Raw genomic sequence first — 15412 nt, 5'->3', positions numbered from 1 at the left:
GGAAGGCGCCCGCTACCCTTCTGACAGGATAAGCACTTCTCCGATCCCTCCGGCCGACCGGTCGCCGATAAGGCGCCGGGCACGGGTTCCGGCGGTTGGGAATCCACTGGGCCAAGCCCCGCCATCGATCAGCTCCTTCCGCATCAGGTCCAGAAACAGCCAGTCGTTTATGCCGCCATCGACGAAGCCGGACGGAACGGCATCCGGCGTTTGGGGCAGCAGGATGGAGCCGCGGCGCATGGCCTGCCCCGCATTGGGGCCGCAACCGGCGCCGACGGCGATGGTCCCGGCGATCATCCGGGCGCCGCACAGGCTCCCCACCCGTCCGTGGACGGTGATCAGGCCACGGCGCATCCGCTCGCCGACGCGGTCGCCGGCGTTGCCCATGACGACGACGGAGCCGCCGCTCATGCCGCGCGTGCCGCCGGCCAGCGGCGCCCCCAGGAAATCTCCGGCATCGCCCGCGACGTGCAGGCGCCCGCCGGCCATTCCGGCGGCGGCGAAGGCGCCGCAGTTCCCCGCGACAGTCAGCGTGCCGCCGCGCATGGCGCTGCCAGCGTAGGCGCCGCACTCCCCCTCGACCCGGATGTCCCCGGCGGTCATGCCCGTCCCCACCCCGTCGAGCACCGCGCCGCCGGGACGCAGGATCAGGGTACCGGGAGGGCCGCCGTCCTCAAGCGTGAACAGCGCGTCCAACCGGTGACGCCCCCGCCCACGGACCAGCATCAGCCCGGCCAGCGCCTCCTGCCCGCCCTCGATCAGCCGTTCGGGCAGGACGCCAGTCATGTCGATCGGCGGACCGGAAGGATCGCGCGTGGTGAGGATGACGCCGCTCATGCCATCACCTCATGCAGGCGGAACTGGTAGCGGCCGAGCTTGCCGCCATAATTGCCAGCGGTCACCGACACCACCCCACCCGCGGCGCCGAGGTCCGCCACGGCGGCGATGCCCGCGCGCATGGCGGCGGCGACCGCCGCCTCGCTCACCCCGTCGATGACCAGTTCGAGGATGGACTCCACCCCCTCCGGCACCAGAGACGCCGGCACTGCCGCCCGCAGCGTCGGGCAGAAGGCGGTGTTGGTGGAGGCGATCATGCCCTTGTACTTGCCGCCGATCTTGGAGCCGGAGCGGACCACCCCGCCGGGAAAGGGCAGGATGGCGCCCGGCACCTCGCGGATCGCCAGGACCGCAGCCTGCGCCGCCGCCAGCCCGGTGCGGCGGTCCGCCGCAAGGATGATGAAGTTGCCGCCGCCGACGCCGTCGACCGCCGCGGTGGCCGCCTCGCACAGGAACTCGCCGTCCATGACCGGGATGCGCCAATAGCGGTGGGACCCGACCCGCTTGGCGATCTGCCAGCCATCGCCGAAGTAGCGCAGCGCGTTGCCGAGCGGGATCGTCGGGCCGTCCCGCAGGCCCGCATAGCAGGCGGTTCCAGGACAAGTCATGACGCATTGCCCGACGCGGCGCGCCACTTGCTTCGCCAGTTCCGCCTTGGACATGGCGAACAGCAGCACGGCAGCGCCGGGCCGCGAGTCCGGCGTCTCGTCGGATGGCAAAACGCGTTCCATTGCCGCCTCGCAGCCGCAGGCGATGACCGAGGTGGCGAATCCCGTCATGCTGACCACCGCCGCCTCCACCCAGTCCGGCGTGTCGGCGGTGATGACCAGCCGCGTGCCGAGCATAGGGAAGGCCTCAGCGAAGGTGTCCTCGATGTAAACGCCGTTCAGCCGCATCAAAAAGCCCCCGGCTGGCACGCGTGGCGGACCAGGCCGTTGCCGCCGCGGATCTCCTCCTCCGCGATGCGGAAATGCGTCAGCCGCTGGCCCATGCGCTCGTCGAAACGGCGCGTCATCCAGGATTCGATCGTCGGATCGTAGGCGGGCTCCACCACATGCGTGCGCCCCTGGACCAGCGCCACCACCACGCCGTCGCGGACGATCAGGCGGCCGTCCTTGAAGACGAGGTCCGGCTTTTCGAACATGGCGCGACGGTCCGGCCGGTCGGTGTAGACGGTGATGTCGGCGACCGCCCCCGGCCCGAGATGGCCGCGGTCGGTCAGGCCCAGGATGCGCGCCGGGGCGGCGCGGGTCATGGTGGCGATCTCGCCCAGCGAATACTCGCGCGTCAGCGACCCCAGGATGGTGTGCTCCGGCAGCGCCGGGTGCAGCTCCGCCATCCGGGCGAGGCGGTGATCGCGGTCCATCAGCAGGCGGATCAGCTCGGGATAGCTGGTGAAGGGCGCGCCGTTCGGGTGGTCGGTGGTGAGGAAGATCCGCCAGGGGTCCTCGATCAGCAGGAACAGCTCCAGCCCGATCGCCCATTGCAGCGCGTTGACGAAAGCCTTGTCGCGGTAGCGGAAGGGCACGACGCCGCAGCCCGCGTCGCATTCGATGTCCATCATCACCCATTTCTTCGGGTGGGCGAGCCCGGTGTTGTTCATCTGCGCCATGGTGTCGGCCGAGGCCGTCACCGTCTGGCCGAACATGATCTGCCCGACATCCACCGAGATGTTGGGCCGGCGGTTGACCGCCTCGGCCACCCGCGCGGCGGCGGAGGAGAACTTCCGGTCGCCCTCGGCGCCATAGGCGTGGAACTGGACGTGGGTGAGGTGGAGCCGCAGGCCATCGACCGCCGCGATGCTGTCGAGCGTCGCCTCGACATTGCCGGGGACGCCGAGATTGAAGCCGTGCAGGTGCAACGGGTGCGGAATCCCCAGCCGCTGCACTGCCCCCGCCAGGGCGATGAGGATGCGGCGCGGCGTGATGGCGTGGAAGGGGCCGTTCTCGTCCACGTCGAGGCGGCGCTGGTTGTACTTGAAGGCGTTAATTCCGCCGGGATTCACTGCCTTGACGGCGAGGCTGCGCGTGGCGTTCAGCATGAAGCCGACGTAATCGGCCACCGCCTCCTCGCCAGCGCCGGAGGCGAGAAGCTCCAGCAGCAGGTCGTCGTTGCCCAGCACCAGATAGCCGCCGGTGTCGATCAGCGGGATGTCCGCCATTTCCAAGTGGGCGTGGCGGGCGTTGCTCGGCAGCATCGCCGGCTCGAAGGCCGCCGTGTAGCCCATCTGGGCGTAGCGGCAGCCCGTGGCGTGGGTGGACGGGGTGGCAAGGCCGACGCATCCGCAAGGCCCCTCCGCCGCCGCGCGGTGCTCCTCCGCCATCAGCAGGCGCGCTATGTTGACCTTTCCCCCGGCGATGTGGCTGTGGATGTCGATGGCGCCGGCCATCACGACCCGCCCGGACAGGTCATGGACCTCGTCCGGCGCCGCGCCGGGGCCGGGATCGGCGACGATCCGCCCGTCCTGGACGAACAGGTCACCCACCGCGCCGTCGCGCCCGTTGGCCGGGTCGTAAAGGCGCGCCCCGGCGAGTTTCGTCAGCATGCGGGAGCCTCCTGCGGCAGGTCGGCGGCGATCGCCTTCAGCACGGCCGCGGCGTCCGGCAAGCCACGGTCGATGAGCCCGCGCGCGCGCAGGGCGACCACCGTGTCGCTGCGGAAGACATGGGCCGGGTGGTCGATGCCCGGCGTGCCGACGGGAATGAACACCGCCGGCTCGCTGGCAAAGGCGGTTCCCGGCGGGGCCAGCGCGACGACGGTCTGCCCCGCGGGAAAGGCCGGCACCTCCGGTCGGAAGGCGGACACCCAGACGACGGCGTCCGCCACGGCCGTGTACCGCGCCCAGGCGAAGCGGTGGGGATCGTGCAGCGGCGCCCCTCCGGCCAGCGACATGCGCAACGGCACTCCAAAGCGCCACGTGCAGACCTGATTGACCCCGATCACATTGTCGTGCCCGGCCAACGGCAGGCCGGCGCAGCGGGTGTGGCGGTTCGCGTCGCGGACGAGGCGGACCAGCCGCTCCACCGTCAGGTCGGCGTGCGGCCCCTCGAAGGCGGCGGCGGACCAGGCCACGACCGCGTAGCGCGCCGTCACCAACCGCTCCGCCAGGGCGGCGATGTCGCCGGCCGCGATGCCGGCGGCTCCCGAGGCACGGGACGGATCGGCCACGGCCACGGCCAGCGCCGCCGCCGCGTCCCCAATCTTCGCAGGGTCACCGGCCAGCACCGTGACGGGAAGACCCGAAAGCGCGGCGCGCGTGGCGTCCAGCGGTTCGCCGCCCAGGAACACCACCTCCCGCGAGGGCGGCGTCTGGAAAGCCGGTGTGGGCGCCACCCAGCGCTCGAAGAAGCGCGGGTGGAGCGCCGCCGGGTCCGGTCCGGCCACCAGCAGCAGGTCGCAGCGGTTGCGCAGCTCGCCCAGGGTCGTCGCGATCCAGCCCGTGCGCTGAAGCACCGCCAGATTGCGGTACAGCCCGTCGGACAGCGCGTGATCGACCACCGCTCCCAGCCGCTCGGCGAGCGTCAGGGCGGCTCGCGCCCCATCGACATCCGTGCCGAGACCGGCCACCAGAGGCGTTTGCGCCGCGCTCAGCACCGCGGCGGCGACTTCCACCGCCTCCGCCAGCGGCACCGGGACACCCGCGACGCGCGGCGGTTCCGCTTCTGGTGTGTGGGAATAGCGCTCGCGCGCGACCGGGCAATCGGTGGAGCGCACCGCCAGCGTCGACAGCGGCTCCTCCTCGACGGTCAGGTCGTCGCAGCCGAGGCCGCAGAACGGGCACACGACGTCACGATGGACGACGGGGCGGACAACTGGATGGGTTGGCCGATCGCTCGCCATGCCGTCAGTCGTACTTGATGTAGGCGAAGCGCGGATCGTCCTTGGGCGTTCCCTCCAGCGCGCCGCCATCGCGGGCGGGTTGCCACTGGATGACCTCCTCGATCTTGCGGGCGAGGTCGAAATCCTTGTCGGTGATGCCCTTGGCCGAGTGGGTCTTCAGCCGCACCTCGACCCAGGCATAGGAGGCGGTGAGGTCCGGGTGATGCCACGCGGCCTCGGCCAGATGGCCGACCGTGTTGATCACCATCAGGGTGCCCTTCCAACTGTTCGTCTTGTATTTCCTCCGGATCCAGCCGTCCTCCAACCGCCACCGCGGCAATATTTGCTGCAGCCGCTCAACGATTTCCGTATCGGAATAGGTGGTTTCCTGAACCGCGGTCATGTCTTCCTCCCCGAAGCGACCGAACAGTCCTCACCCCGAAGAGGTATATACTATTGGATCGGGGTCTTTCTTTAATGAAAGATTATCATGTTCAAAAGAACGACGCAACTTTCCTTAAGCGAGTGAGGTTCTCATGCCACTCGGCGTCGATGAAGTCAGGGAGGTGCGGGTCACGGCGCCCGCGCGGTTGCATCTGGGGTTTCTCGACATGAACGGCGGCCTGGGCCGCCGCTTCGGCAGTTTGGGCCTGACGCTCGATGGGATGGCGACAACGCTGCGGGCGCGACCCTCCGACCGTCTCTGCGCGAGCGGCCCGTCGGCGGAGCGCGCGCTGAAGGCCGCGCGGGCGGTCTGCGACCGTTTCCGCTGGCCGGCCCGCGCCGAACTGACGGTGGAGGAAGCGATTCCAGAGCATGTCGGGCTGGGGTCGGGCACCCAGCTCGGTCTGGCGGTCGGTACCGCGCTCGCGCATTTGCACGGCCGATCCTCGACGGTGCGCCATCTCGCCGCGGAGCTTGAGCGCGGCGCCCGTTCCGGCATCGGGATCGGCGCCTTCGAGAATGGCGGCGTCATCCTGGACGGTGGCCGGGGGCCGGACGACGCGCCGCCGCCCATCGTCGCGCGCCTGCCCTTTCCAGACTCCTGGCGGGTCCTGCTGATCCTGCATCGCGACGGCCAGGGGTTGCACGGCACCGCCGAGTTGCAGGCCTTCAAGGCTCTGCCCCCCTTTCCGGCGGAGCGGGCCGGCCATCTCTGCCGCCTGATCGTCATGGCGGCGCTTCCGGCGCTGATCGAGGGCGACGCCGACCGTTTCGGGCGGGCGGTGGGCGAGTTGCAGCGCACCGTGGGCGACCATTTCGCCCCGGTCCAGGGCGGACGCTTCACCAGCCCCCTGGTTGCCGAGGCGCTGGGGTGGCTAGAGGCGGAGGGCATTCCCGGCGTGGGACAGACCTCCTGGGGGCCGACCGGCTTCGCCATCGTCGGCGACGCCCGGCGGGCCGAGGCCCTGCTGGCGGAGGCGCGGCGCCGCTGGGCGGGGTCCGCGCTGGACTTCCATCTGGCCCGTGGCCGCAACGACGGCGCGACGCTGGAATCCACCACCGACCGGGTGGTGCTGCGGGCCTCCTGACCCCTCACACCCGAGCCAAGCGGGAGGCGCGCGATGGCCGCACCCTATGTTCTGCACATGCTGACGCCGCTGAAGCACGTCAGCGCCTTCGACGTCAACATGGCGGCGGACGCCGGCATGGGGCCGCTGTTCCCCTACACCGACGTCGCGCTGGAGGAGGTCACCGGCATCACCCAGGACGCGATGTTCTCCCGCGACCCGGCGAACGCGGCGCGCACCGGGCTGTTCATCGGCGGGCGCGACGCGGTCCTGGCGCTCGACATGATGGACGCCGCCCGCAAGGCCATGTTCGCGCCCTTCACCATATCGGTCATGGTCGATCCGTCAGGCGCCTTCACGACGGCCGGCGCCATGGTCGCCGTCGTCGAGCGTGCCCTGCGCCGCAGCCACCCGGACGGGATCAAGGGGCTGAATCTCAAAGTGTTCGGCGCGACCGGCGTGGTCGGCGGAATCGCCGCCGTGATCGCGGCGCTCGCCGGGGCGCGCGTCACACTGGTCAGCCACCGCGGCCTGTCGGGCGTCGAGCCGAAGGCCGCCGAGTTCCGGCGTCGCTTCGGGGTGGAACTCGCCTGCGCCGACGCGCCCGACGACGCGGCGCGGGAGGCGCTGCTCGCCGATGCCGAGGTGGTGTTCGGCTGCGGGCGGGCCGGCGTTCAGATCCTGTCGGCGCGCAACCTCGCCGCGGCGGGGCGCCTGCTCGTCGCGGCGGACATCAACGCGGTTCCGCCGTCCGGGATCGAAGGGGTCGGCCCCAAGGACAACGGTACGCCGCTTCCCGGCGGGCGCGGCGTCGGTGTCGGCGCGCTGGCGGTCGGCGCCGTCAAGTTCCGGGTGCAGCACGCCCTGCTGACGCGTCTCGCCGCGACGAAGACGGCGGTGTATCTGGATTTCTGCGATGCCTACGACGCCGCCCGCCAGATCGCCGGCTGACGCGGTGGCGGAGGGTCCAAACATCGTCGTCGCGGCCCTGTCGGCACGGGCGTTGGCCGCCGCCGCCCGCCGCGCCGGCCGGCGACCGGCGTCCGTCGATCTGTTCGCGGATCTGGACACCAGGCAGCTTGCCGAGCCCTGCCTGCGCCTGCCCGCCGAAGGTCTGCGCCTGGAATTCGCCTCCCTTCTGGACGCCCTGGCGCGGGCGGAGCTGCGCGGCTTGTCGCTGGTCTACGGCGCCGGCTTCGAAGACGATCCGGCGCTGCTGGCGCGCCTCGCGGAGGATCGCCCTCTGATGGGCAACCGGCCCGAGGTGGTGGCGCGTGTCAAGGACCCGTTCCGCCTCGCCGCAATCCTGCACCGGCTTGGCATCTCTCACCCTCCGGTCGCGCCGGCCTGGGACGGATCGCCCGGCGATTATCTGTGGAAGCGGATCGGCGGCAGCGGCGGCGCGCACATCACCCCCGCGACGGGCGGCAAAGCCAAGCCGGGCTGGTATCTCCAGCACCGCGTTGCCGGCCATGCCGTATCGGTCCTCTTTCTCGCGGACGGCGACCGCGCCGTCATTGTCGGGCTGAGCCGGCAGTGGACCGCGCCGACCGCGGCAAGCCCCTACCGCTACGGCGGCGCCGCCGGACCATGGCGCTGTCCGGAGCGCTGGACCCGCACCTTGCCCGCCATGGTAAGCCGTCTTGCGGTCGCATTCGAACTGGTCGGATTGAACAGCGCCGATTTCCTGGTGACCGGATCGGATCTTCATCTGTTGGAGATCAACCCGCGGCCGGGCGCGACGCTGGATGTCTTCGACCACCCGCCGATGCCGCCCTTGCTCGGCCTCCACGTCGACGCCTGCTCCAGGCGCCTGCCCGACCGCCTGCCGGCGTTGTCGTGGTGCCGGGCGGCGGCGGTGCTCTACGCCGACGCGCCCACCCGCATCGAGGCCGGGGAGCGCTGGCCGGCCTGGACCGCGGACCGGCCGGCGGCGCCGACCCTGATCGGGCGCGACGAGCCGGTCTGCACGGTGTTCGGGGAGGGTCCCAGCGCCACCGCGGCACGGCGTCATGCCGAGCGGCGGCAACGCGAACTGGCGGCCCTCGCCGCGATGGAGATGCAGTGATGACCACGGAAGCGCTGTCCGATCCGCGCCCAAGCCTCGCCGCTCTGTCGGCGCCGCTGGTTGAGCGGCTGGTGGCCGATGCCCCGGTGCTCCGTCTCGGCATCCGGAGGGTCGGCGGGGCCTGCGTCGTCGATGCCGGGATCGACCATCCCGGCGGGCTGGAGGCCGGACGACGCATCGCTGAACTGTGCATGGGCGGCCTTGGCCGGGTGGCGTTCGGCCCGATCTCCAGCCTGCCGTCCTGGCCGTTCGGCGTCACCGTCCACAGCGCGCAGCCGGCCCTCGCTTGCCTCGGCAGTCAGTATGCCGGCTGGAGCCTCAGCCACGGCAGCGGAAAGGGTGCCTTCTTCGCGCTCGGCTCCGGCCCCGGCCGCGCGTTGGCCCGGCAGGAGGCACTGTTCGACGAACTGGCCTACCGCGACACGGCCGACGCGGCGGCCTTCGTCATGGAAGCGACGGCGGTGCCGCCCGCCGAACTGATCGCCCACATCGCCACCACCTGCGGCATCGCCGCGGACCGGCTGACCCTGGTCCTCACCCCGACGCAAAGCCTGGCCGGGACCACCCAGGTCGTCGCCCGCGTGCTGGAGGTCGCCCTGCACAAGCTGCACGCCCTCGGCTTCCCGCTCGACCGTGTCGCCGACGGCATCGGCATGGCGCCGCTGCCGCCGCCGGGCGGCGGTTTCCTCACCGCGATGGGCCGCACCAACGACGCGATCCTCTACGGCGGCACCGTCCATCTGCACGTCACCGGTCCGGACGACGCGGCAGAGGATCTGGCGCAGCGCCTGCCCTCCGCCGCCTCGCGGGACCACGGGCGCCCCTTCGCGGAGATTTTCGCGGCGGCGAAGGGGGACTTCTACGCCATCGATTCCATGCTGTTCAGCCCGGCGCGCGTGACCGTCACCGCTCTGGACAGCGGGCGCAGCTTCCACGGTGGAAACCTCGCCCCGAACCTCGTGGAGCGCTCGTTCCGCGATGTCCGGTGAGCGCGCCGCCCTCATCCTCACCGAGCGGCCCGACTGGCACACGCCGCGGCTGGTCCGGGCCATTGAGGCACGCGGCCTGCCCTGCCGCTGCGTCTCGCCGCGGCGCTGCGGGATCGCCGTCGACCACACGGCGACCGGCCTGCTGATCCCCGGCTTCGAGGACGCGCTGCCGGCGGGCGTCTTCGTCCGCGCGGTGGGCCAGGGCAGCTTCGAAGAGGTGACGCTGCGCCTCGGCGTGCTCCACGCGCTGCGCAACCTCGGGGTGCCGGTCTGCAACGACGCGCGGGCCATCGAGCGCTGCGTGGACAAGAGCATGACCAGCTTCCTGCTGGGCCGCGCCGGCCTGCCGACCCCGCCGGCCCTCGCCACGCAGGAGGCTGAACCGGCCCGGCGGCTCCTCGACCGCACGCCCGATCAGGTGCTGAAGCCGCTGTTCGGCGCGCAGGGTCGCGGCCTGCAACGGCTGGACGGACCCGACGCGCTGCCCGACGCCGAAGCGGTCGGCGGCGTCTACTATCTCCAGCCCTTCATCCCGCCGCGGACCGAAGGCGCGTGGCGGGACCGCCGCGTCTTCGTGACAGGCGGACGGGCGGTCGCCGCGATGACCCGGCACGGGCGGAGCTGGATCACCAACGTCCATCAGGGGGGGGCGTGCGAGGCCGCCCCCGCCGACGACGAACCCGCCGCGCTCGCCGTCCGCGCCACCGCGGCGGTGGGTGCGAGCTATGCGGGCGTCGATCTGATCCAGGACCGGGCGGGGCGCTGGCTGGTGCTGGAGGTCAACAGCATGCCGGCGTGGCAAGGGTTGCAACGGGTCAGCGCGGTGGACATCGCCGACGCCCTGGCCGCCGACTTCGTGGAACACGTCGGCGCATGATCGGTGGACGCATGATCGACTGGGCGCCGATTCCCCCCGATCCGGCCTTCGACGTCGCCGGCGCCTACCGCGCCGCCTGCCATCTGGAGTTGCGCGCGCTGAAGCCCGGAAACGTCCACATCCATGCCGAGGGGCACGGAATGACCGTCGCCCAATTCCTCGCCAGCGCCGAGACGACCGCGCCCATCCTTGCGCGGCCGGGGCTGGGCGTCGGGGAGCGGCTGCACGCCGCCGTCCGTGCCACGCGGGACGCCGTCGGCTGCAACACCAACCTCGGCATTCTGCTGCTGGCCGCACCGCTGGCCCAGGCCGCGCTGATGCCCGGCGAAGCCCCCTTGCGCGATCGGTTGCGCCATGTCCTCGGCAGCCTGACGGTGGAGGATGCCGATCTGGCCTTCCAGGCGATCACGCTGGCCGAACCCGCCGGGCTGGGCCGCGTGGAGGGGGCGGACGTGCACGCCCCGGCGCGAGTGACCCTGCTCGACGCCATGCGGGAGGCGCAGGACCGCGACACCATCGCCCGTCAATACGCGACGGGCTTCGCGGACATCTTCGACACCGGCGTGCCGAGCCTGCGGCGATGGCTGGACGCCGGGGCGGGGTTCGAACAGGCCACGGAAATGATTTATGTCGAATTCCTCGCCACCCTGCCCGACAGCCATGTCATCCGAAAATACGGGCGGGAGCGTTCTGAATGGTTACGCGCACGGGCTTCGGAATTGAGGGAAAACACGGCCCCGGATCGTGCATTCACGCTAACGCGATCGCGCTTGGCGGAACTGGACCGGGACCTCAAATACAATGGCGTCAACCCGGGAACGACCGCGGATATTGTCGTGGGTTGCCTCCTTGCGTTCTGGCTCATGCAATCTCCGCAGCCGCCCGTCATAACGGACGTTCTTCGAAAAGACGCGCTCCACGAAGAACGCCGGCAACACTAGGGAGAGAGGACATGCCGATGTGGGGAGGACAGTCCACGAAGATCAACCGCGTGCTCGTCGGCGAGTCGCTGGTCGGTGATGGGAACGAGGTCGCCCACATCGACCTGATCATGGGACCGCGCGGCAGCGCCGTGGAAACGGCCTTCTGCAACGCGCTGACCAACAACAAGGATGGCTTCACCGCCCTTCTCGCGGTCGTCGCACCCAACCTGATGTGCAAGCCGGCGACGATCCTGTTCAACAAGGTCACCATCAAGGGCGCGGAACAGGCCGTGCAGATGTTCGGTCCCGCCCAGCACGCCGTCGCCAAGGCCGTGGCCGACTGCGTCTCGGAAGGCACCATCCCGCAGGACGAGATCGACAACATCTTCATCTGTGTCGGCGTCTTCATCCATTGGGAGGCCAAGGACAACGCCAAGATCCAGGACTACAACTACCGCGCCACCAAGGAGGCCATCGAACGCGCGGTCGCCAGCTTCCCGAGCGCGCAGGACCTGATGAGCCAGAAGGACAAGGTGAAGCACCCCTTCGCCGCGTGACTGCCTTAACGGGACAGGGCATCCAGTTCCGCACCGCCGATGCGGCCGTCGTGCAGCGCCGTCGCCACCAGGGCGCCGGCGCTGCCGCGGGCTGCAAGGTCACGGAGGTCGCCGCCGTTGCGCACCCCACCGGCGGCGAACAGGCTGGCCTGCGGCTTGATCCGGCCGATCTCCGCGAGCCGCCCCCAGTCCGGCCCCTCCCCCGAACCGACGCGGGCCAGGGTCATGACGATGATCCGCTGCGGCCACAGGTCGGGGCGGTTCGGCAGGTCCGGCGGCCCGACGAAGCGGTCGCGGAAATCGAGCGAGAGGATCACCCGGTCCCAGGCCGGATCGGCCTTCAACATGGCCAGCGGCGCGAGACCGTCCAGGCTCTCGCTGCCGAGCACCGCGTCGCCGAGCCCCGATGCCACGAAGCCCCGCACTGCATCGGCGGTGCGGAACCCGGCATCGACCCAAAATCCAACATCCGGATAGGCCGCTTTCAGCCGCGCCAGTGCCGGCCGGTTGTCGCCATTGCCCTGGATGGCGTCGAGGTCCGCGGCATAGGCCACTGGGAATGGATGCAGGCGGAGCAGGCCGCCGACCACCGCCACCGGGTCGTTGCCGGCGCACAGCGAAGAGCGCAGGGGCGGGTAGCGGTCCCGGTCGCCTCGGCGCGCGTGCACCACCCCACCTTCCCTCAGGTCGATCACCGGAACGACGTGGAACATCTTCCCCCTCCCTCGGCTTCACGGTGGCGGACAACATGCGCATCCTGGTTGTCGAGTTCGTGACCGGCGGCGGCATGCCCTCGGACGCCGCCATCCCCGCCAGCCTCGCCCGCGAGGGCGACCTGATGCTCCACGCCCTGCTGGCCGACCTGCTGGAAGTGCCGGGGGTGGCGGTGACCGTCACCCGCGACGCCCGCCTTCCGCCGCTCGCGGCGCCTGTGCGCAGCATAACCACCACCGACCCGCGTGAGTCCTGGTCGCTTTGGGAGGACCTCGCCCGGCAGGCGGACGGCGTCTGGCCGATCGCCCCGGAAACCGACGGCGCGCTGGAGCGCTTCAGCCGCATGGTCGAGGCCAGCGGGCGCCGCCTGCTCAACAGCAGCGCCGACGCAGTGGCCGTCGCGTCCAGCAAAGCGACGACCGCGACCGTGCTGTCGGCGGCCGGGCTGCCCGTCGTCCCGGTCTGGCGCGTCGGTACCGTCGCTGCGGACGGGCCGCCGGGGAACGGGCCATGGGTCGTCAAGCCCGACGACGGGGCCGGATGCGTCGACACCCGGCTGATCCGCGACCATGCCGACTGGAAGGGCTGGCTGGCCGAGGCGGACCGGAGCGGCTTCGTGGTGCAGCCCTTCCAGCCCGGCACGCCGGCCAGCCTGTCGATGCTCTGCCGCGATGGCCGGGCTTGGCCGCTGACCGCCAACCAGCAGAGCGTGTCCCTGTCCGGCGGCGTCTTCTCCTACGGCGGGGGAACCGTTGGCGGATTGGCGCTGTCCCCCGTCCTTTCCGATCTCGCGAGGGGCGTCGCGGCGGCGCTGCCCGGCCTGTTCGGGTGCGTAGGCGTCGATGTCATCATCGGTCCCGACGGGCCGACAATCATCGAGGTCAACCCGCGTCTCACCACCTCCTCCGTGGTGGTGCGGCGCGCGACGGGGCTGAACGTCGCCGCGGCGGTGCTGGATCTGGCGCGCGACCCGCCGGTTCCGCCGCCGCCGGTGACGCGCATCGAACCGGTCCTTCTGACGCTTGAGGGGTGAGCCATGGATGGCGGCGCGTTGATCGGATTGGATATCGGCGGAGCGCATCTGAAGGCCGCCCTGTTCGACGAAACGGGGATGCTCCGCGACCTCGACCAGTGGCCCTGCCCGCTCTGGCTGGGCCTCGACCGCTTGGAGCAGGCCGTCGCGGCGGTGGTTGCCCGTTGGGGCCAACCGCAACGGATCGCCGCGACGATGACCGGGGAGTTGGCGGACCTGTTCGACGACCGTGCGGACGGCGTGCGCCGCATCGCCGCTACGATGCGGTCCGCCCTGCCCGCCGCGACGCTCAGCGTCTTCGCCGGCCCTGGCGGGCTGGTGCCGGTCGATGCCGTGCCCGACTGCGCGGAGGCGGTGGCTTCCGCCAACTGGTACGCCACGGCGCTGCTGGCCGCAGCGGGCGGCGACGGAGTCCTGCTGGATGTCGGAAGCACGACGACCGACATCGTCCCGCTCGGCGGCGGCGGCCCGCTCCATGCCGGCTATTCCGATGCCGAGCGGCTGGACAGCGGCGAGCTGGTCTACACGGGCGTTGTGCGTACTCCGGTCATGGCGGTGGCCCACACGGTCCCCTATGGCGGAGGCCGGCGCGCGCTGATGGCGGAGCTGTTCGCGACCATGGCCGACGTTCACCGCCTGACCGGGACGCTTCCGGAGGGCGCCGATCAGCACCCGACGGCGGACGGACGTGACCATGGAACCATTGCCAGCGCGCGGCGGCTGCTGCGGATGGTCGGCGACGACCTGGAGCCGGACGGCCTGGCGAAGGCCCGCCGGCTCGCCGGCCATCTCGCGGAACGCCAGCTCCGCCGGATCGAGGACGCGCTCGATCAGGTGCTGTCGCGGGGCTCGATGGCCGACGCCCCGCCGCTCGTCGGCGCCGGGGTTGGCCGGTTCCTGGTGCGACGTCTGGCCGAACGCCGGGGGTCGGTCTACCGGGACTTCGAAGCGCATCTGCCGGTGGCGCCAGCCTTGCGGGAGCGTACGGGATGGTTCGCCCCCGCCGTCAGCGTCGGCTGGCTGGCCTTTGACGGTGCGTCGCACAAACACCTTTGCCCGGTTGCCGCCCCCGTCGACGCGGTTTCATACTTGCCTGATTGAACACAATGCAGGACCGGACGATGGCTGCTGCGGCCACGTTCCTCCGGCCGTCCGCGCGCGCGGCGCTGGCCGGTGTCTGGCTGTCCGTCTGGCTGTTTGGGGCGGCGGCCCCGGCGACGGCCGATCCCCTGCCCGTGTTCGAGGTCGCCCCCGGTGTGTTCGTGCACGCCGGTCGCCACGAGGAAACCGACGCGACCAACGCCGGGGACATCGCCAACTGCGGCTTCGTCGTCGGGGATGACGCGGTCGCCGTGATCGACAGCGGCGGCTCGCCGGTTGTGGGACATCGTTTGCGTGAGGCGATCCGCGTCCACACCGACCGGCCCATCCGCTATGTCGTCAACACCCACATGCACCCGGACCACATTCTGGGAAACGCGGCCTTCCTGCCCGACCGGCCCGATTTCGTCGCCCACGGCAACCTCCAGGCGGCCCTTGCGGCGCGCGGGGAGCATTACCGGCAGGCGTTCGACGCCGCGGTCGGTGCCGCTGCCGCCGCGGAGGTCCGGATCATCCCGCCGACCCTCGTGGTCGCCGACCGCCTGGAACTCGATCTGGGAGGGCGCGTGCTCGACCTTGTCGCGTGGCCGGTGGCCCACACCGACAACGACCTGACGGTGCTCGACCGGCAGACGAAGACGCTGTGGGCCGGGGACCTCCTGTTCATGGAGCGGGCGCCGGCCATCGACGGATCGGTCCTCGGCTGGCTGCGCACGCTCGACGCTCTGGCCGCGGTACCGGTGGCGCGCGTCGTTCCCGGACACGGCCCGCCCTCGGCCCCCTGGCCGGATGCAGCCGGGGACCTGCGCCGCTACCTGAGCCGGGTCGTCGAGGGTGTCCGCAAAGTCCAGGCCGCCCACGGCACGATCCAGCAGGCGGTCGAATCGGTCGCCGCCGAGGAGGCGCCGCGCTGGCGCCTGTTCGAGTCCTACAACCCGCGCAACGTGACGGCGGCCTTCGCCGAACTGGAATGGGAATGACAC

General features: G+C 71.2%; 16 protein-coding genes. 10 read left to right on the top strand and 6 right to left on the bottom strand.

Features of this window, described 5'->3' with window-relative positions:
- Positions 1 to 12 precede the first annotated feature (12 nt).
- Genes ACWPXE_RS01235 through ACWPXE_RS01215 form a run of 5 tightly spaced genes read right to left on the bottom strand, consistent with a single transcriptional unit; the run spans position 13 to position 5059 of the window.
- On the bottom strand, positions 13 to 837 hold the full coding sequence (locus ACWPXE_RS01235) for a formylmethanofuran dehydrogenase subunit C (RefSeq protein WP_454016345.1): 825 nt from the start codon (positions 835 to 837) through the stop codon (positions 13 to 15).
- Positions 834 to 1733, bottom strand: a complete 900-nt coding sequence (gene fhcD / locus ACWPXE_RS01230) for a formylmethanofuran--tetrahydromethanopterin N-formyltransferase (protein ID WP_454016344.1) — start codon at positions 1731 to 1733, stop codon at positions 834 to 836. Before fhcD ends, ACWPXE_RS01235 begins: the two co-directional genes overlap by 4 nt.
- The gene (locus tag ACWPXE_RS01225) at positions 1733 to 3382 is read right to left on the bottom strand and encodes a formylmethanofuran dehydrogenase subunit A (protein WP_454016343.1); all 1650 of its coding nucleotides are present in this window, start codon (positions 3380 to 3382) and stop codon (positions 1733 to 1735) included. The genes fhcD and ACWPXE_RS01225 overlap by 1 nt, the downstream gene beginning before the upstream one ends.
- Positions 3376 to 4677 carry a formylmethanofuran dehydrogenase gene (locus ACWPXE_RS01220; RefSeq protein ID WP_454016342.1) on the bottom strand — a complete coding sequence of 434 codons (1302 nt, stop codon included), beginning with the start codon at positions 4675 to 4677 and terminating at the stop codon, positions 3376 to 3378. The genes ACWPXE_RS01225 and ACWPXE_RS01220 overlap by 7 nt, the downstream gene beginning before the upstream one ends.
- Positions 4678 to 4681: 4 nt before the next feature.
- Positions 4682 to 5059 carry a 4a-hydroxytetrahydrobiopterin dehydratase gene (locus tag ACWPXE_RS01215; RefSeq protein ID WP_454016341.1) on the bottom strand — a complete coding sequence of 126 codons (378 nt, stop codon included), beginning with the start codon at positions 5057 to 5059 and terminating at the stop codon, positions 4682 to 4684.
- Between the two features lie 133 nt (positions 5060 to 5192).
- On the opposite strand from ACWPXE_RS01215, the gene ACWPXE_RS01210 reads away from it, so the two are divergent.
- Genes ACWPXE_RS01210 through fae form a run of 7 tightly spaced genes read left to right on the top strand, consistent with a single transcriptional unit; the run spans position 5193 to position 11581 of the window.
- Positions 5193 to 6188 (top strand): beta-ribofuranosylaminobenzene 5'-phosphate synthase family protein, encoded by a 996-nt coding sequence (locus ACWPXE_RS01210; protein ID WP_454016340.1) that lies wholly within the window; start codon positions 5193 to 5195, stop codon positions 6186 to 6188.
- A 33-nt stretch (positions 6189 to 6221) separates the two neighbouring features.
- Positions 6222 to 7118 (top strand): NAD(P)-dependent methylenetetrahydromethanopterin dehydrogenase, encoded by an 897-nt coding sequence (locus ACWPXE_RS01205; RefSeq protein ID WP_454016339.1) that lies wholly within the window; start codon positions 6222 to 6224, stop codon positions 7116 to 7118.
- On the top strand, positions 7084 to 8235 hold the full coding sequence (locus ACWPXE_RS01200) for an ATP-grasp domain-containing protein (RefSeq protein ID WP_454016338.1): 1152 nt from the start codon (positions 7084 to 7086) through the stop codon (positions 8233 to 8235). Before ACWPXE_RS01205 ends, ACWPXE_RS01200 begins: the two co-directional genes overlap by 35 nt.
- Positions 8235 to 9224, top strand: coding sequence for a methenyltetrahydromethanopterin cyclohydrolase (mch, locus tag ACWPXE_RS01195; RefSeq protein WP_454016337.1), 990 nt, complete (start codon positions 8235 to 8237; stop codon positions 9222 to 9224). The genes ACWPXE_RS01200 and mch overlap by 1 nt, the downstream gene beginning before the upstream one ends.
- Positions 9214 to 10101 (top strand): RimK family alpha-L-glutamate ligase, encoded by an 888-nt coding sequence (locus ACWPXE_RS01190; RefSeq protein WP_454016336.1) that lies wholly within the window; start codon positions 9214 to 9216, stop codon positions 10099 to 10101. Before mch ends, ACWPXE_RS01190 begins: the two co-directional genes overlap by 11 nt.
- An 11-nt stretch (positions 10102 to 10112) precedes the next feature.
- A complete protein-coding gene (locus tag ACWPXE_RS01185; protein ID WP_454016335.1) occupies positions 10113 to 11042 on the top strand; it encodes a triphosphoribosyl-dephospho-CoA synthase in 930 nt (309 codons plus the stop codon).
- A gap of 11 nt (positions 11043 to 11053) precedes the next feature.
- On the top strand, positions 11054 to 11581 hold the full coding sequence (gene fae / locus ACWPXE_RS01180) for a formaldehyde-activating enzyme (protein ID WP_162471583.1): 528 nt from the start codon (positions 11054 to 11056) through the stop codon (positions 11579 to 11581).
- 5 nt (positions 11582 to 11586) lie between these two features.
- Here fae and ACWPXE_RS01175 read toward each other — a convergent pair whose 3' ends face one another.
- Positions 11587 to 12294: a HisA/HisF-related TIM barrel protein gene (locus ACWPXE_RS01175; RefSeq protein WP_454016334.1), complete on the bottom strand. Its 708-nt coding sequence runs from the start codon at positions 12292 to 12294 to the stop codon at positions 11587 to 11589.
- A gap of 35 nt (positions 12295 to 12329) precedes the next feature.
- Between ACWPXE_RS01175 and ACWPXE_RS01170 the strand changes: the two genes are divergently transcribed.
- The 3 genes from ACWPXE_RS01170 to ACWPXE_RS01160 are packed head-to-tail and all read left to right on the top strand — an operon-like array spanning position 12330 to position 15409.
- Complete coding sequence (locus ACWPXE_RS01170) at positions 12330 to 13328, top strand: ATP-grasp domain-containing protein (protein ID WP_454016333.1); 999 nt, start codon at positions 12330 to 12332, stop codon at positions 13326 to 13328.
- 18 nt (positions 13329 to 13346) lie between these two features.
- On the top strand, positions 13347 to 14429 hold the full coding sequence (locus tag ACWPXE_RS01165) for a hydantoinase/oxoprolinase family protein (protein ID WP_454016332.1): 1083 nt from the start codon (positions 13347 to 13349) through the stop codon (positions 14427 to 14429).
- A gap of 20 nt (positions 14430 to 14449) precedes the next feature.
- A complete protein-coding gene (locus ACWPXE_RS01160) occupies positions 14450 to 15409 on the top strand; it encodes a quinoprotein relay system zinc metallohydrolase 2 (protein WP_454016331.1) in 960 nt (319 codons plus the stop codon).
- Positions 15410 to 15412 lie beyond the last annotated feature (3 nt).

The sequence above is a fragment of the Azospirillum sp. Marseille-Q6669 genome (genome assembly GCF_965111635.1).
The sequence above is the reverse complement of the archived record's forward strand: the minus strand, read 5'-3'. Positions and strand labels throughout refer to the sequence as shown.